This window comes from Paludisphaera borealis, assembly GCF_001956985.1.
GTDB classification, from domain to species: domain Bacteria; phylum Planctomycetota; class Planctomycetia; order Isosphaerales; family Isosphaeraceae; genus Paludisphaera; species Paludisphaera borealis.
On sequence record NZ_CP019082.1, the window covers coordinates 6756404 to 6772706 of the forward strand.

Genomic DNA, 16303 nt, shown 5'->3' on the forward strand with positions numbered 1-16303 from the left:
TATTCACGTCCGGATTGCGTCCGTGCTGGGGGCTTTCGTCACAGCCTTGCGCAGCGAGTCCGGGCGTGCGGTTCGCGCTGCGGCCTCAGGCGGTCTCCGTTCTCCCCGCAAGGCTCGCGACCACCGCCACGAGTTCCTCCGGGTCGACCGGTTTTGCCACGTGCGTCTGGAACCCCGCGAACAGCGCCAGCCTCCGGTCGTCGGCGCGGGCGAACGCCGTCAGCGCGGCGGCTGGCAGTTCCCGGGGCGACCGCTTCGCCCTGACCTGGCGGATGAAGTCGTAGCCGTCCTCGTCGGGCATGCCGACGTCGCTTACGATCACGTCCGGGCCGAACTCCTCGACGAGTTGGAGCGCCTCCTGCGCCGACGAGGCCAGGGCGACCTCCGCCTTGCAATCCGAGAGCACCCTCCGGATCAAGTTGCGAGCGTCCGGCTCGTCGTCCAGCACGAGAACCTTGACGCCCTCCAGCATATGATCCTTGCACAGTTCCTCGGCCTGGTCCCAGGACCTCGGCCGGGTCTCGGAGTGTGAGGGCTGCTCCGGGTGCACGACCGTAATCGGCAGGGTCACGATGAAGGTCGCCCCTTGTCCTTCCCCCTGGCTCTTGGCACGCACTGCGCCCCCGTGCAACTCGACGAGGTGCTTGACGATGGCCAACCCCAGTCCGAGGCCGCCGTGACGTCGCGTCGTGCTGGAATCGGCCTGAAGGAATCGGTCGAAGACGTACGGCAGGAACTCCGGGCTGATCCCCACCCCGGTGTCGACGACACTGATCTCAAGGTGAGAGTTCACGCGTTCGAGCAGCACCTGGACCTTGCCGCCGCCCGGGGTGAATTTCACCGCGTTGGACAGCAGGTTCCAGACGATCTGCTGCAACCGCGCCGGGTCGCCCGAGACCCGACCGGCGAGCGAGTCGAGGAGTTTTCGGATGGAGACGCTCTTCGCCGCCGCAATGGGCGACACGGAGGCGATCGCCGCCTCGACGACCTCCTGGATGACGACGCTCCGGACCTCCAACTTGAGGTTGCCGGAGACGATCCGGGAGACGTCGAGCAGATCCTCGATGATCTGGACTTGTGAGACCGCGTTGCGCACGATGGCGTCCAACCCGTTCCGCACGTCTTCCTCGCCGGCCCGGCCGGAGCGGAGGATCTTGGCCCAACCCAGGATTGCGTTCAGCGGCGTACGAAGCTCATGGCTTAGCGTGGCGAGGAAATCGTCCTTCACGCGGTTGGCGGTCTCGGCCTCGCTGCGGGCCGCCCGTTCCGCCACCTCCGATCGCTTCCGGTCGTTGATGTCGGTGTTGGTCCCGAACCATTTGGTCACTCGTCCCTTTGCGTCGCGGACCGGCCTTGCCCGCGAGAGATGCCAGCAATACTCGCCGCTACGCTTGTTCATGACGCGCTGCTCGACTTCGAACGGTTCGCCGGAGTCGACGCTCCGGGCCCAGGCTTCCAGCGATCTCGGTAGATCGTCGGGATGGACGACGTTCGTCCACTGCACGACTCCGTTTTCCACGGGGATATCGCCGGCGAACTCGCGGGTCTGGGTGTTCACGTAATCAAGCGCGCCGTCGGGCCGAGCCGTCCAGACCTGCTGAGGCAGGACGTCGGTGAGCTGCCGCAGGTGCTCCTCGCTCTCCTTCAGCGCCGCCGCCGTGCGATTCCGCTCGGTGACGTCGCGGGCGACCTTAGAAGCCCCGACGATCATGCCCTCGCCGTTCCGGATCGGCGAGACGGTGATCGACAGGTCGAGGATCCGGCCGTCCTTCGTCCGACGTCGGGTCTCGAAATGCTCCACCCGCTCGCCTCGGCGGATCTTCGACAGGATACGGGCGATATCGTCGTCGTAACCGGGCGGCGTCAGAAGGGTGATATGCCGGCCGATGATCTCGTCGGCGGAATAGCCGAAGATCCGCTCCGCCGATCGGTTCCAGCTGGTGATGACGCCGTTGAGGTCCTTGCCGACGATGGCGTCGTCCGAGGAGGCGACGATGGCGGCGAGCGTCTGGCTCTCAATCTGGGCGTTCTTTCGGTCGGTGACGTCGGAGACGATCCCGGCCATCCGCAGCGGCGTGCCGTCCGTCGCACGGCTCATCCGGCCGATCATCTCCACCCAACGAAGCGAGCCGTCGCTGCGATGGAACCGGCCCGTGTAGTAGAACCGCCCTGTGCGAGCCGCCTCCGCCAGGGCCCACTGATAGGCGGCCGCGTCGTCAGGATGCGCAACCTTGGCGGCGTACTCGGCGGCGTTGATCGGGCTGTCTTCGCGCGTGCGTCCGAAGATCCGGTAGATCTGGTCGTTTTCCCAGTGGACTGTGTCTGTCCGGGCGTCCCACTCGAAGACGCCCACCCCCGCGGCTTCGGCCGCCAACCTCAGGCAGATTTCGCTGCTGCGGACCGCGTCGTCGTAGGTACTCGCGGCGGTTTCTTCTTGAGTCCGCCCGACTCCAGACGCGGGCTCGCGTGATGATTCGCCGTTGGTGACGTCCTGAGACATGGCTGTTCCAAAATCCAGATGGCGGGATCACGCACTCGTTGCACATGACGAACGCTCGGTTCGTCAGCCGCGCCCTTAGTTGCAGGCAATTACTGCGCCGTCGAGCATCATGAAACGATAGGATGACGGAATAACGAACGCAATCCCCTTCGATCGTGACCTTGCGAGTCGATCAGGCGGCGTCTAACATGGAGCGTTCGCGTTCTGGACGACGGAACGACGGAACATCGACGGCCTGTCCGCCACGCCACCTGATCCGGCAAGGAGCCCATGCAGTACAACCCGGCCAACCCGCTGATCGTGCAGGGGGATCGGACGATCCTCCTGGAAGTGGACAATCCGTTGCACGCCGAGGCCCGCGATACGATCGCGCCCTTCGCCGAACTGGAGAAGAGCCCCGAGCACATCCACACGTATCGGCTGACGCCGCTTTCGCTCTGGAACGCGGCCGCGGCCGGCGTCAGCGCCGACGAGATGATCGCGGGCCTGGAAACCTACTCGAAGTTTCCGCTTCCGCCCAACCTTCCGGCCGACCTCCGCGACATGGTCAGCCGGTATGGGCGGGTGAAGCTTCAGCGGATCGACGGCCAGCTTCGGCTGATCACGACGGACCAGCCGCTCATCGAGGAGCTTTCGCGCCAGCGCGGGGTTCGCGAGTACCTGGGCGAGCGGCTCGACGCCGTCAGTTTCGCCGTCGAAGACCTCGACCGCGGCGTACTCAAGCAAGGGCTGATCGCCGTCGGCTACCCGGCCGAAGACCTCGCCGGCTACGCGCAAGGCGCCGCCCTCGCGGTCGAGCTTCGCGAGACGATGCGATCGGGCGGCAAGTTCGTGGTTCGTGACTACCAGCGCGGCGCCGTCGACACGTTCCACGCCGGCGGCGACGTCAAGGGGGGCTCGGGCGTGATCGTCCTGCCTTGCGGCGCGGGGAAGACCATCGTCGGCATCGCGGCCCTGGCGGCGATCAAGACCGAGACCCTCATCCTGACCACCAGCACCACCGCCGTCGAGCAGTGGAAGCGCGAGGTTCTCGACAAGACCGACCTCGACGAGTCGCAGGTCGCCACCTACACCGGCGACTCCAAGGGGATCGCCCCGGTGACCCTGGCGACCTACCAGATCGTCACCTACCGACCCAAGAAGGACGGCGACTTCCCGCACTTCGGCCTCTTCAACCAGCGCGACTGGGGCCTGATCATTTATGACGAGGTCCACCTCTTGCCCGCGCCCGTCTTCCGGATCACCGCCGACATCCAGGCGCGGCGACGCCTCGGCCTGACCGCCACCCTCGTCCGCGAAGACCATCGCGAGGAAGACGTCTTCAGCCTGATCGGCCCCAAGAAGTACGACGTCCCCTGGCGCGTGCTCGAATCGAAGGGCTGGATCGCCGAGGCGCAGTGCCACGAAGTCCGGCTCGGGCTGCCGCCGGCGCTCCGCATGGAATACGCCATCGCCGAGTGGCGCGACAAGTTCCGGCTGGCCAGCGAGAGCCCGACCAAGGACGACCTCGTCGAACTGCTGCTCGAGCACCACAATCACCCTGAGGATCGCGTGCTGGTGATCGGCCAGTACATCAAGCAGCTCCGCCGGATCTCCGAGCGGTTCGACATCCCGATCATCACGGGCTCGACCACGAATTCCGAGCGTGAAGACCTTTACGGCCGGTTCCGCGCCGGGGCGATCCGCCGGCTGGTGCTGTCGAAGGTCGGCAACTTCGCCATCGACCTGCCCGACGCCAACGTGATGGTCCAGGTGTCGGGCACGTTCGGGAGCCGACAGGAGGAGGCGCAGCGGCTGGGCCGAATCCTCCGTCCCAAGGAGGGCGAGCGGCCCGCGTGTTTCTATACACTCGTAACGCGCGACACCCGCGAGATGGACTTCGCGCACCATCGCCAGCTCTTCTTGACCGAGCAAGGCTACAGCTACGAGATCGTCGACGAATCCGAGCTTTCCGCGCGGCTGCTGGCCGCGTCGGAACCGGCCGGATGACGGCTCACCGTGTTCTCGAGCGGACCGCCGCGAAGCTCACCACTGGACCCTGACCCCGACCTGGACCCGCCCTGATGACACGAGCGATCGCCCGGATTCCTGTCAAGCTACATAAGAACGTGACGTTGATACGCACGTCCGAGCCCGTGCTCGCCGAAGAGTTACTGGCCAGGAAGACGCTCGCGCGGCTAATCCTCGCGAGGCTCTCCGAGACGATCCTGCTGGTCAAGCCCGACGAGGCCGACGCGGCCGTCGACGAGCTGAGAAAAATGGGCCAGACACCCCGGATCGTGCGCTGAGGCGAGGAAAACGACGTCATGGCCTCGAATTCCAGCATCAACGCAACGGTCCACCGGCCGACGGCCGATCCGAATTCCCCGAACGCGAACGCGAACGCGAACGCCGACCCGCGTTTCACGTTTCGGTCGTTGCTGGCCAGACACCCGTTCGCCACGCTCCGGGCGATCGCCGCGCGTCGGGGCCTCGAATCGGAGGCCGTCCGCGCCAGCACGCTGGCCGGCGAGCTGACCGACGAGCTTGATTCGCCGGCCGTCCTCTCGGCGATCCGGGCCGATCTGGACGACGACGCCCGGCTGGCCTTGTCGCTGTTCGGCCTGACCGACTCGCCGAGCTGGCCGTTGTCGGGCCTGAAGCACGCGCTGTCGGTCCTGGGGGCGACGGCCGAGAGCGTCGTCGTCGGGCTCCTCGAGCGCGGGCTGCTCGCGCTTGACCCCGGAGTCGAAGCCGGGCCCGGGCAGCCGTTCGATTTCGCCGCCCGCATGGCTTCGGTCGGGTCGGACGAGTTGGAGCTTTGGGTCCATCCGGCGCTGTCGCACGGGGTGCGCATCCGGCCGCCGTCGCGGGCCGTCCTGCCGGCCGCCGGTCCGGTCGGCCAGATCCGCGAGCCCGACGGCCTCGAACCGATCTTGCGACTGGCCGCCTTGTGGCAGCGGACCGGCGCCGAGCCGCTCCGCCGAACCCAGCAAGGAACCCTTTACAAACGCGACCGGGAACGAATCGAGGAAGACCCCGTCCTCTCCGGCCCCGTCAGCGACGCACTCGCGGAACTCCCTGCGATGGCGACGCTCTGGCTCGGCCTGGCTCGACGCGTGGGCCTCGTCCATCTGGACCCGGGCGGCGAATTCTTCCTGGCCGCGTCCGCTGAATTCTGGACCGAAAACGCGGTCCACCTGCCGCAGATGATCGCCTCCGGCTGGCTGGGCTTGCGCACCTGGCTCGAATGGGCCGAACCGTCCGCGGAAGCGCCGTCGGCCGGCCTTCCCCTCGTGTTCCTTCGCCCCGCCCTCTTGCTCTGGCTGGCGAGCCTGGCCCCCGACACCTGGGTGACGCTCGACGACCTGGCCGAGCACTTGACCGCCATCGCCCACGGATGGGACCGGACGGCGTTCACCGAAACTCCCGGCGCGTCCGCGGCGACCGCCCGCCGCGCCTCGAAGTCGGCCGCCAAGCGAGGACCGCAAGCGCCCCGCGAATCCCCGGCCAGTCGCGCGCTCGGCCGTGTTTTGCTCGGCGGGGGATACGCGATGGGCCTGGTGCGCGTGGGAGAAGAAAAATCCACCGACCGCAGGGCCGTCCAGCTCACACCACTGGGGCGTTACGTCCTGGGCCTCGGCCCGCCGCCACCGCCGCGCCCGACGTTCGAGCACTTCCTGTTCGTGCAGCCCAACCTCGAAGTGATCGCCTACCGGCAGGGGCTCACCCCGCCCTTGATCGGCCGGCTCAGTCGGTTCGCCTGGTGGACCAAGATCGGCGCGGCGATGGAGTTGAAGCTGACGCAGGAATCGGTCGCGCTCGGCCTCGAATGGAACCTCTCGCCCTCGCTGATGCTCGAGATCCTGGCACGGCACAGTCAGCGCGCGCTTCCGGGGAGCGTGAAAGACGCCATCGACCGCTGGGCCAGCCGCCGCGAGCGCGTCACGATGTACACGGCCGCCACCCTCATGGAGTTCAGCGCGCAGGCCGACCGCGACCGCGCCGCGACCGCGTGGACCGAAGACGGCGAGGGCAAGGCGTTCATCCCCGTCGGCGATCGGTTTCTCCTGGTCGAGAACGCTCAGCACGTTCCAACCAGCCGGATCAGCACCACGGCGGTGCGCGACTATCGGCTTCCTCCCGAGCGCTGCGTCTCCGTCGAGGCCGACGGCGTGACGCTCGCGCTCGATCCGTCGCGGTCCGACCTTCTGATCGACGCCGAACTGGCCCGATTCGCCGACGAAGAACCGACCCCGGACGCCGATCGCCCAGGCGGATCGCGACCGTCGGCGCGGCGGTTCCAGGTCACGGCCGCGTCGCTGGCGCGGGCCTTCGACATCGGCATGACCGCGGCGCTGCTATCCGACTGGTTCCAGAGGCGGACGGGCGGCGACCTCCCGCCCGCCGTCGGCCTGATGGTTCGGCCGGCCTTGCTTGGAGCCAAGCCGTGGAAGGCCCAGCGGCGGCTCGTGCTCAACGTCCCGACCGCCGAGCTGCTTGAGGGGGTCCTCCAGCATCCGGCCACGCGCTCGCTGCTGGGAGATCGGCTCGGCCCGGTCTCGGCCGTCGTCCCCGAAGACTGCGTCGATCAGCTCCGGGCCGCCTTGAAAACGCTGGGCGTCGAGATCGACGTTTCTTGAAAACTCGTCCGACTTCAGCCGGTCGCTTAAAGCGCCTTGAGCTTGATGTTGCGGAACTCGATCCGACCGCGCTCCGCTTCCAGGCCCAGGTATCCCCGAGGGACGCCGCAGCCCTTCCACTGGTTCGCGACCACGCCGTTCACCCAGAGGGTCACCAGTCGCCCCTTGCAGGTCAGCTCGTAGGTATTCCACTCGCCGGCCGGCTTGACCCGGTTCTCGGCGACCTCCTTTTCCAGGTTGAACGGCTTGATGGCGGAGGCCGCAAACGTCTCGCCGACGAGGTATCCGCCCTTCGCGTCGCCGCACTCGGCCTTGTGCCACATCCTGGCGTCGTTCGAGTTGCGAACGAAGATCCCCGCGCGGTCGTTCGTCGCCGTCGCGCCCGGCTCCGGTCGGAACCGCCACTCGACATGAAGGATGAAGTCGAGCAGCACCTGGTCGAGCCGGAGCCATTCCCGGCCTCCACCGGCCGGGGCGCACGACAGGACGCCGGACGCCGAATCGAGCTTCCAGGGCGAATCCTCCGGCAGCTCGCCGCCGGCGGGGATCGGCTCGCGCGTCCAGGCGTCGAGCCCCGCGCTGGTCGCCCCCAGCAAGTCGCTCCAGCCGCCGCCGTCGCTCTCCAGCGCGCTGGGGACGTCCTTGGCGTTCTGAGCGCCCGACATGACCAGGGTCGCCAGGCAAGCGACGATCGCAAGCCGTTTCCGCGCGCGAGAATCAAACATCGGACGGTCTCCTCCAGCAGACTTCGAGGCGGGGCCGGCGCTTCGTCGCCCGACTCCCCAGAGAGCCTCATTGTAGGGCCGCCCGAAACCCGGCCACAACCGTCTGGCGCGGAACGCCAGTGGCACAAACGCATTACGCACGAGCAATCACCGCCGCCTGACTGCACTCACTGGTCGCACGGGCGGCCGAATCGCGGACTCTCCCTTGATTCGAGAGGCTCGGTCTGATCGAATGTTTATGACCGCCCTCGGAATGCGTCCGGAGGCGGCGCGCGGATTTCGGGGGGAGGTTTCGAGGGTGGGGGTATCGAGCCGATGATTGTTGGGGTGCCGAAGGAGATCAAGGCCGACGAGTACCGGGTGGCGATGCTCCCGGTCGGCGTCGAGGAACTCACCGGCGCGGGGCACTCGGTTCTCATCGAAGCCGGCGCGGGGCTGGGGAGCGGCATCGCCGACGCCCAGTACGAGTCCGCGGGGGCGTCGATCGTTCGCGCACCGGCCGAGATCTGGTCGAAGGCCGAGCTGATCGTGAAGGTCAAGGAACCCTTGCCCACGGAATGGCCGCACATCCGGCCGGGGCAGGTGCTCTTCACCTACTTCCACTTCGCGGCCGACGAGGCGTTGACTCGCGCGGTCCTCGCCAGCGACGCGACGGCCATCGCCTACGAGACCCTGCGCGACGCGCGCGGCGGGCTCCCTCTGTTGACGCCGATGAGCGAGGTCGCCGGCCGGATGAGCATCCAGGAGGGTGCCAAGTTCCTCGAACGGCCTCAGGAAGGGCGAGGGATCTTGCTCTCGGGGGTTCCGGGCGTGGCACCGGCCGACGTCGCCGTGCTGGGCGGGGGCGTGGTAGGGTCGAACGCCGCCAAGGTCGCCGCCGGCATGGGAGCGAACGTCACGATCCTCGACGTCAATCTCGATCGGCTCAGGTATCTCGACGACATCTCGCCCCCGAACGTGACGACGCTCTATTCCGACCGGCACACGATTCGCGAGGCCATCGAGCGGGCCGATCTCGTCATCGGCGCGGTCTTGATCATCGGCGCGCGGGCGCCCCGCCTGGTTCGTCGCGACGATCTCCGGCGGATGAAGCCCGGCGCGGTGATCGTCGACGTCGCCATCGACCAGGGAGGCTGCGTCGAGACCAGCCGGCCCACGACGCACCACAGCCCCACCTACGTCATTGACGGCATCGTCCACTATTGCGTGACGAACATGCCCGGCGCGGTGGGGCGGACCAGCACATACGCGCTGTGCAACGTCACCCTTCCCTACGTTCTCCAATTCGCGGAGCACGGCTGGCGAAGCGTCGCAAGCCGCGACCCCGGCGTCGCCGAGGGCGTCAACATCGACCAGGGCCGAGTGACCAACCGGGCCGTCGCCAGGACTTTCGACCTTCCCTACGAAGAATGGACCGATCGCCCCCCCGCGGCGACTTCGGCCCCGATCGTCACGGGATGAGGTCGCGATCACGATCCACTTGCAACGTCGGCCGGCGACGCGGGACGCATAAGTCAGGCGGTCGCCGGACCGGTATTTCCAATTTCTTTTTTCCTTAAAGGGAGAGCAGACGACCATGGGTCACGACGAACACGAACACGACGAACACGAGCATGACCACGATCACGACCACGAGCACGACGTCGAAGAGGCCCTGGAAGAGGCGCTCGAGCTCGACACCCAGAGCCAGATCTTCCTGGAGATGAGGCGTCAGAACCTGGATCTGCTGCGGATCGCCTCGGAGGTCGCCGGCTACGGCGGCAATCACGGCCCGCTCAAGCCGGGCGACGTCCGCAACGCGCTGCGGAACATCTGGGACGTCTTCGCCGAGTTCTATTCGTGGGTCGACCCGGAAGAGGACGAGGGCGACGATGAAGAGGACGAAGGTGACGAGGACGAAGAATGAGCACCGAAACGAACTGGGCTGAGGGCTCTCGAACGGGAGTCGACCGCTGATGCCTGAAATCCATCAGACCAGCCCATTTCCGACGGTGTCATGGATCGGCGACGCGTCCGGCGGCTTCCTCCGCTTGATCGACCAAACCCGACTGCCGACCGAGTGCGTCGAAATCGACTGCCTCGACTCGGCCGCGGTCTGGAACGCGATCAAGCGGCTGAGCGTCCGCGGCGCGCCGGCGATCGGCGTCGCCGCCGCGTACGGCGCCGTGATCGGCGCGCGTGCGCGGGGGACCGACGATCCCAAGGCGATCCGGACCGCCTTGAAGGAGGCCTCGGCCTACCTTCGAACCAGCCGACCGACCGCCGTGAACCTGTTCTGGGCGCTCGATCGGATGGAAGCGGCGGCCGACGACCCGGGGCGCGCCCCGGGTTCGCCGTTGCTTGAACGACTCCTGGCCGAGGCGGAGGCGATCGCGGCCGAGGACCGCGCCATGTGCCGGGCCATCGGCCGCCACGGCGCCGAGTTGCTGGTGCCCGGCGACGGCGTCTTGACCCACTGCAACGCCGGCGGTCTGGCCACGTCCGACTACGGCACGGCGCTCGCCGTGATCTTCTCGGCCCATGAGCAAGGCAAGTCAGTCCACGTCTTCGCCGACGAGACCCGGCCGCTGCTCCAGGGTGCCCGGCTCACCGCCTGGGAGCTGCAAAACCGCGGCGTCCCCGTCACCCTCATCTGCGACAACATGGCCGCCCAGGTCATGAAGGAACGGAAGATCCAGAAGGTCGTCGTCGGCGCGGATCGGATCGCCGCCAACGGCGACACCGCCAACAAGATCGGCACCTACGGCGTGGCCTTGCTCGCTCGGGCGCACGGTATCCCGTTTTACGTCGCGGCGCCGTCGAGCACCTTCGATCTGTCGCTCGCCGACGGATCGGGCATCCCGATCGAAGAGCGTGATCCGCTCGAAATCACCCATGGTTTCGGACGCCGGACCGCGCCCGAAGGGGTCGCCGTGTACAACCCCGCGTTCGACGTCACCCCCGCCGAACTGATCACCGGCATCATCACCGAACGAGGCGTCGTCCAGCCGGTTGACGCCGAGACGATCCGCTCGCTCATCGGTGATTCCAACGCGACTCGCTGATCCCTACCGACCATCCGTCCTCCTCGACCTCTTCCCCACAGGGCTCGCCATGCTGGCACACAGCGTCTTCTTTTCGCTCCATGACAATTCTCCCGCCGCGATCGACAAGCTGGTCGCCTCATGCAAGAAATACCTCGCCGACCACCCGGGCGTTGTCTTCTTCTGCGCGGGGACGCTCAACAAGGAGCTGGATCGGGCCGTCAACGACCGCGCATTCGACGTCGCCCTGCACGTCGTCTTCGACGGCAAGCCCGCGCACGACCTCTACCAGACCGCCCCCACCCACTTGACGTTCATCGCCGAAAACAAGGACAACTGGAAGCAAGTCCGCATCTTCGACGCCGACGTCGAATCGGCCTGAGCCGACGTCCGAGGCCGCCGGCTGAATCTCGGAAGACAGCCGGCTCGGCCGCGTCATGGAGCTTGGCGATCGCCAACGTCCGATGGGTGCGCACACCACGATGTCTATCACGTTCAACTCATGGTCGCCTCAGCCATAGCAAGGAACATGGGGTTGGGGTTGCGTGTCGGGCCGCGAACGCGACGCCCCAGGATTCCATCGAAACATAATGCGACCAAAGATCTTGCTCTTAGAGGCTATCCCGTAATTCTAGAAGATCGTAAACTCTTGTCCTCCCAGGAGGTTCGCAGGATTCATCGCCGCAGGAGCACCGTTCGATGCGTAAGCCCTACCCGTCCGACCTGACCGACGAACAGTGGGCGATCGTCGAGCCCTTGATCCCCGTTCCCCAGGTCGGACGGCCCCGGACCAACGACATGCGGGAGGTGCTCAATGCCATCCTCTACCTCAACCGCTCGGGGTGCCAGTGGGATATGCTGCCGCACGACCTGCCGGCCAAGAGCACCGTCTACAACCACTTCGCCCAGTGGCGGGACGACGGCACATGGCAACTCATCCTGGACGCCCTGCGCCGCCAGGTCCGCACGACGGCCGGGCGGGAGCCGTCCCCAAGCGCCGGGAGCATCGACAGCCAGACGGTCAAGGGGACCGAGACAGGGGGCGAACGGGGCTACGACGGCGGCAAGAAGCTGACCGGCGTGAAACGACATATCATCGTGGATACGCTGGGGTTGCTGCTGGTCGTGGCGGTCTCGGCGGCGTCCGCCGACGACGGGACGCACGCCCCCCAGGTGCTGGGGCGGCTGACGGCCGAGCATCGAAGCCGGTTGGCGTTGGTCTGGGGCGACGGCAAGTATCGCAACCACCACCTCGACGGCTGGCTGGCGGAGGCCTCGGCCGGGTACAGGATCGAGGTCGTGGAGCGGCCGCCGGGAAGCCAAGGGTTTGTGAAGCTGCCGAGGCGCTGGGTGGTGGAGCGGACGTTCGCCTGGCTGGGGCGGCATCGGCGACACAGTCGGAATTACGAGCACCACGCCGAGAGCAGCGAGTCGATGATCCGCATCAGCTCTATTCATCGCATGCTCAAGTTCTTGAAGCCCGATCGCTCAAGGCCGGCGATCCCGTTCAAGTACCATAAAAACCAGGACATCATTACGGGATAGCCTCTTACAATGCTTCACCATTTGTGATGGGCTCGACAAACATGGGATTGAAGCTGGGCGATGTATCTCTAGGTCGAGAGAACAACATTGATTTCTGGCGACTTTGCCTGGCGACAGCAGTAATTTGGTCTCACTCTTACCCTCTCTTGTTCGGAAACAATGATCGAGAACCGTTCTTGTTGGCCACGGGGGGCCAACGGACCGGCGGCGATCTGGCCGTCGACGGGTTCTTCATTCTCAGCGGCTTCCTGATCGCCAGGAGCTGGACGTCGTCGCGTGGGCTGGGTGATTATCTGCGCCGTCGCGCGTTGCGGATCTACCCGGGGTTTCTGATGGCGGTCGCCGTCAGTGGACTAATCGCCGGCCCCTTGCTGCACAGAAGCCCGGCGGCGTACTGGAAGAATTTCCCCTGGCGCGCATTCCTCATCGGCGGAGCGAATCTGAACTTCGTCGAGCCGATCAAGTCGGTGTCCATCAACGCTTCACTCTGGTCGATTCGCTACGAATTCCTGTGTTATCTGGCCGTCGCCGGACTCGGCCTTTGTGGGATCTTGAGCCGTCGGCGTTTCGTGGCGCTCGCCTTCCTGGCGTGCATGTCGGTGTATGCGGGACAGATCTATTTCAACCTGCGCCTGCCTGGCAGTCGGTTGAGCTGGCTTTATTGCTCTCCGGACTCTTGGCCGAGGCTGATGTCCGACTTCCTGGCGGGCGTCCTGTTCTACTGCTACCGCGATCGGATCGTCCTCTCTTGGCCGCTCGCCATCGGCGCCGTCATGGGCTTGCTGGCCATGGGCGTCGTGGCTCCCTCGCTTCAGGCGCTGCCGCTGGCTGTTCCCGTGCTGGGAGGGTACGTCCTCTTCTTCGCGTCGTACCTGCCGATGGGGAGGCTACAACACGTCGCCCGTCGCGGAGACCTCTCCTACGGCTTGTATTTGTACGCCTATCCCATTCAGCTACTCTTGGTCAAAGCGTTTCAACCCTGGCTGAATCCCCTATCGCTTTTCCTGATCGCCTTGGCGGTCACCGCGGTCTTCGCCGCCGCAAGCTGGCGTTTCGTCGAGAGCCCGTTTCTGCGTCTTAAGCGGTCTTCGCGGCCGTCCCAAGATCGACCCGAGTTGGCGATCGAGCCGCCGCACGCGACGGCCGAGCCGCTGACGCCCACGGCGCCGAGCGAGTAAGTCCGATCAGAGGATGGTTTGACCGCCCTTGGAGACGGCCGAGATCAAGCCGCCGCCGTCCCGGGCAAGGCGCGCAACTTAAGATCGAGCGATCTCGCGATTCACACCGTGGACGGCCATCTTCACGGGGAAGGCGACGAACCGACGCACGACTTCAACGCCGCCGCCGAATCCGCCTGAGCCGCACGAGGTCAGTCGGACGTCGACCGCTGAACGGAGCGAGGACGGATCGGTCCTCTGAACAGAAGGCTCGCCCCCGTTCCAATCCGAAACCCTCGGGAAGAGCGTTCGGCCCCCAACTCATGAAGTGACGCGTTGTTCGGAGCGACCAAGGCCGTCGCGGCCGGAGCAGTCCGAGGAACCGCGGATGAGGATGAGGAACGCTTCAGCCCAAGGAACGGCCGTTCGACGAAGAACCAGCTCAAGACGCCGCATGCAATTGCGACCGGCCAGGCGGCCACAAAGAGAGTGAGGGGGTGCAGCCAGGGCCTGAAATACATGACCAAGACCATCTGGGTCGGATAAGCGTAGAGGAACGTGCCGTAGGAAAAGTCGCCGTAATGCGAGAAGTATTGAAGGCGGCCGACAGAGTCGTAGCAGGCGAAGAGCAGGACGTATCCCCAAAGAATCGGGGAAACGAATGGCAAAAGCCGCCACGACGCCATGGTGGCGCCAATGAGCGTCAATCCCAGAACGGCCCCCACAAACCGGGAACGACTGAGCCGGACGGAATCGCGGTAGAGGAAGAAAACCATCCCCGCCAGATAATTGTTGAGGATTCTTGAGAGCATCACACTATGGGACGGAAACATGTTTTGCTTGAGCTGTCCCACCATGATGCAACAATTCAAGACCCACAGCAGGAGAATGAGTCGTCTGTTCGAAAAAGCCCCGAATATACCGAAGAGCGTAACGATCAAGTAGCAGGCGAACTCGAAGGGCAAGATCCAGACGGAGCCGTTCGACCAGAGCGGCGTGTATCTCAGCAGGAGAGCTGGAAACACCAGATCGTTCCAGAACCCCAGCGAGCCGGGTTCGGGATCGAAGCATGCCAGCCAGGGGACCGCGATCAACCCGCACAGAACCGCCGCAACTAGAAACGCCGGATAGATCCGCAAAGTCCGACGAACCAGAAAATCCTTCACGCCTCGTGAGAAGAACCAGCTTCGCGTGATCAGGAACCCACTCAGAATCAGAAACCCCTCGACGGCCAATCCACCTGCGCTCGCTTGCCGCTGCGTTAACATCGCGACGGGTTCGAATTCGTTCGAGCCCCACATAAGGGCGAATGAGTGGGAATAAATAACGGTGCTCGTCAGGAGGAACCGAGCAAAAGCAGTGTTGTTTGCACGGCCGCCCGAGGCTTCCGCCAGAGTCTTACCCATTATTCATCGTCCTTGATTGCTTATGGAGAAGGAGCCTTGGGTCCTCTCCGAAATCTCCTCGCAAACAGGCATCATCCTGAGCCGACATGCTCATCCCCACATCGCTGAACGCGTTTCTGGGGGAGGACGCGCCTGCTTGGCTTTCACTTATCGGTCTTTCAGGAATCGATGATCACACGCCTTTGCCATGCCAGGATGGGCGGCGGCGAGGCCGGCGTCTAACGCCTCCATAGCTAACTTCTGATTTCTTAATGACTTCGGAGAAGCGGGTTTCGGCCGGGGCAAGTTAGGCAGGCTTCGGAGAATGCGAAGATTAGTCACAATTAATGAAAAGCGAAACGGCGATTCCAGAGCGACTTGCTCCGCGCCTTGTTGTTTCTACCGATATCCTATATGCAACGCAGACCGTTTCCGTGCGTCGGTCTGGAGACCGTCGGTCTCAGATCCTGGGAGGTTCGTCCCCCGCTCGACGGCATCAAGCCGATCCGTCAGGGACCGGCGCCGCCCTCGCCGATGAGGCGTGCGACCAGGAAATCGGGGAGCCGCGCGATCAAGGCGGTGAGCGCGGCCATCCTCCAGGGGAAGGCGAAGACGCCCGACTTCCGGGCGTCGATCACCCGCGCGATCTTCTTCGCGGCGGCCTCGGCCGAGATCAGGAACGGCGTCGCCGCCGTGTCCATCGGCTCGATCAACGTATCCACGAACCCCGGGCAGACCGTGGCGACCGCCACGCCCCGGCTCCGGAGCGCGATCCGCAGCCCTTCCATGTAGGTGTTGACCGCCGCCTTGCTCGCGCAGTAGGCCGATTCGCCGGGCAACCCCTTGAGCGCGGCGAGGCTCGAAACGGCCACCAGATGACCGTCGCCGCGCGCGAGCATGCCAGGCAAGACAGCCTCGACCGAGTAGATCACGCCCATCACGTTGACGCGGAACGTCTGTTCGACGTCGTCGATGTTGAGCGGATCGAGACGAGTCGGCGCACCGAAGCCCGCGTTGGCGACGAGCACCTGCGTCGGCCCAAGGGCCTCCTCGAGCGCCCCGATCGCTTCGCGCAGCGCCCTGCGGTCGCCGACGTCGGCCGTCGCCGCATGCGCCTCGCCGCCTTGTGATCGAACCAGAGCCGCCGTCTCCTGGAGTTCAGGCCCCCGGCGCGCAATCAGGCCCAGACGGCATCCACCCGCGCCCAACTCGATCGCGAGCGCCCGGCCGATGCCACCGGAGGCCCCCGTCACGACGACCATCGGCCGGGCGTCGATTCGAGTCCGGCGGCTCGATTGCGATGAGGATGAGGTCGAGGGCATCACAGGTGTTCTCGAATCGATAAT

At 65.6% G+C, this 16303-nt stretch carries 13 protein-coding genes; 9 read left to right on the forward strand and 4 right to left on the reverse strand.

Going from position 1 to position 16303, the window contains the following annotated elements; genetic code table 11:
* Window positions 1-85: 85 nt before the first annotated feature.
* Entirely contained in the window at window positions 86-2500 is a 2415-nt protein-coding gene (locus BSF38_RS26135; RefSeq protein WP_076349985.1) for a hybrid sensor histidine kinase/response regulator, read from the reverse strand.
* A gap of 270 nt (window positions 2501-2770) precedes the next feature.
* On the opposite strand from BSF38_RS26135, the gene BSF38_RS26140 reads away from it, so the two are divergent.
* The 3 genes from BSF38_RS26140 (at window position 2771) to BSF38_RS26150 (ending at window position 7122) form a co-directional block, all read left to right on the forward strand.
* Entirely contained in the window at window positions 2771-4489 is a 1719-nt protein-coding gene (locus tag BSF38_RS26140; protein WP_076349986.1) for a DNA repair helicase XPB, read from the forward strand.
* Window positions 4490-4563: 74 nt separating this feature from the next.
* Entirely contained in the window at window positions 4564-4788 is a 225-nt protein-coding gene (locus BSF38_RS26145) for a hypothetical protein (RefSeq protein ID WP_076349987.1), read from the forward strand.
* 18 nt (window positions 4789-4806) lie between these two features.
* A complete protein-coding gene (locus BSF38_RS26150) occupies window positions 4807-7122 on the forward strand; it encodes a hypothetical protein (protein WP_076349988.1) in 2316 nt (771 codons plus the stop codon).
* 26 nt (window positions 7123-7148) lie between these two features.
* On the opposite strand, the gene BSF38_RS26155 is transcribed toward BSF38_RS26150, so the two are convergent.
* Window positions 7149-7847 (reverse strand): 3-keto-disaccharide hydrolase, encoded by a 699-nt coding sequence (locus BSF38_RS26155; protein ID WP_076349989.1) that lies wholly within the window; start codon window positions 7845-7847, stop codon window positions 7149-7151.
* Between the two features lie 315 nt (window positions 7848-8162).
* Here BSF38_RS26155 and ald point away from each other — a divergent pair, with 315 nt between their 5' ends.
* The 6 genes from ald (at window position 8163) to BSF38_RS26185 (ending at window position 13593) form a co-directional block, all read left to right on the forward strand.
* Complete coding sequence (gene ald / locus BSF38_RS26160; protein WP_076349990.1) at window positions 8163-9308, forward strand: alanine dehydrogenase; 1146 nt, start codon at window positions 8163-8165, stop codon at window positions 9306-9308.
* A gap of 115 nt (window positions 9309-9423) precedes the next feature.
* Entirely contained in the window at window positions 9424-9753 is a 330-nt protein-coding gene (locus tag BSF38_RS26165) for a hypothetical protein (RefSeq protein ID WP_076349991.1), read from the forward strand.
* Between the two features lie 49 nt (window positions 9754-9802).
* The gene (gene mtnA / locus BSF38_RS26170) at window positions 9803-10891 is read left to right on the forward strand and encodes an S-methyl-5-thioribose-1-phosphate isomerase (RefSeq protein ID WP_076349992.1); all 1089 of its coding nucleotides are present in this window, start codon (window positions 9803-9805) and stop codon (window positions 10889-10891) included.
* 49 nt (window positions 10892-10940) lie between these two features.
* Complete coding sequence (locus tag BSF38_RS26175; RefSeq protein ID WP_076349993.1) at window positions 10941-11252, forward strand: Dabb family protein; 312 nt, start codon at window positions 10941-10943, stop codon at window positions 11250-11252.
* Between the two features lie 317 nt (window positions 11253-11569).
* Window positions 11570-12415: an IS5 family transposase gene (locus BSF38_RS26180; protein WP_076342952.1), complete on the forward strand. Its 846-nt coding sequence runs from the start codon at window positions 11570-11572 to the stop codon at window positions 12413-12415.
* A 41-nt stretch (window positions 12416-12456) separates the two neighbouring features.
* On the forward strand, window positions 12457-13593 hold the full coding sequence (locus tag BSF38_RS26185) for an acyltransferase family protein (RefSeq protein ID WP_168189464.1): 1137 nt from the start codon (window positions 12457-12459) through the stop codon (window positions 13591-13593).
* A gap of 191 nt (window positions 13594-13784) precedes the next feature.
* Here the strand turns inward: BSF38_RS26185 and BSF38_RS26190 are convergent, their stop codons facing one another.
* Window positions 13785-14978 carry an acyltransferase family protein gene (locus BSF38_RS26190; RefSeq protein WP_076349995.1) on the reverse strand — a complete coding sequence of 398 codons (1194 nt, stop codon included), beginning with the start codon at window positions 14976-14978 and terminating at the stop codon, window positions 13785-13787.
* Between the two features lie 488 nt (window positions 14979-15466).
* Window positions 15467-16219 carry an SDR family NAD(P)-dependent oxidoreductase gene (locus BSF38_RS26195; protein ID WP_168189465.1) on the reverse strand — a complete coding sequence of 251 codons (753 nt, stop codon included), beginning with the start codon at window positions 16217-16219 and terminating at the stop codon, window positions 15467-15469.
* Window positions 16220-16303: the final 84 nt, after the last annotated feature.

Bases quoted from the DNA above. Each gene is read 5' to 3' on its own strand.
- BSF38_RS26135 (WP_076349985.1), bottom strand. From the start codon at position 2,500: ATGTCTCAGGACGTCACCAACGGCGAATCATCACGCGAGCCCGCGTCT.
- BSF38_RS26140 (WP_076349986.1), top strand. From the start codon at position 2,771: ATGCAGTACAACCCGGCCAACCCGCTGATCGTGCAGGGGGATCGGACG.
- BSF38_RS26145 (WP_076349987.1), top strand. From the start codon at position 4,564: ATGACACGAGCGATCGCCCGGATTCCTGTCAAGCTACATAAGAACGTG.
- BSF38_RS26150 (WP_076349988.1), top strand. From the start codon at position 4,807: ATGGCCTCGAATTCCAGCATCAACGCAACGGTCCACCGGCCGACGGCC.
- BSF38_RS26155 (WP_076349989.1), bottom strand. From the start codon at position 7,847: ATGTTTGATTCTCGCGCGCGGAAACGGCTTGCGATCGTCGCTTGCCTG.
- ald (WP_076349990.1), top strand. From the start codon at position 8,163: ATGATTGTTGGGGTGCCGAAGGAGATCAAGGCCGACGAGTACCGGGTG.
- BSF38_RS26165 (WP_076349991.1), top strand. From the start codon at position 9,424: ATGGGTCACGACGAACACGAACACGACGAACACGAGCATGACCACGAT.
- mtnA (WP_076349992.1), top strand. From the start codon at position 9,803: ATGCCTGAAATCCATCAGACCAGCCCATTTCCGACGGTGTCATGGATC.
- BSF38_RS26175 (WP_076349993.1), top strand. From the start codon at position 10,941: ATGCTGGCACACAGCGTCTTCTTTTCGCTCCATGACAATTCTCCCGCC.
- BSF38_RS26180 (WP_076342952.1), top strand. From the start codon at position 11,570: ATGCGTAAGCCCTACCCGTCCGACCTGACCGACGAACAGTGGGCGATC.
- BSF38_RS26185 (WP_168189464.1), top strand. From the start codon at position 12,457: ATGGGATTGAAGCTGGGCGATGTATCTCTAGGTCGAGAGAACAACATT.
- BSF38_RS26190 (WP_076349995.1), bottom strand. From the start codon at position 14,978: ATGGGTAAGACTCTGGCGGAAGCCTCGGGCGGCCGTGCAAACAACACT.
- BSF38_RS26195 (WP_168189465.1), bottom strand. From the start codon at position 16,219: ATGGTCGTCGTGACGGGGGCCTCCGGTGGCATCGGCCGGGCGCTCGCG.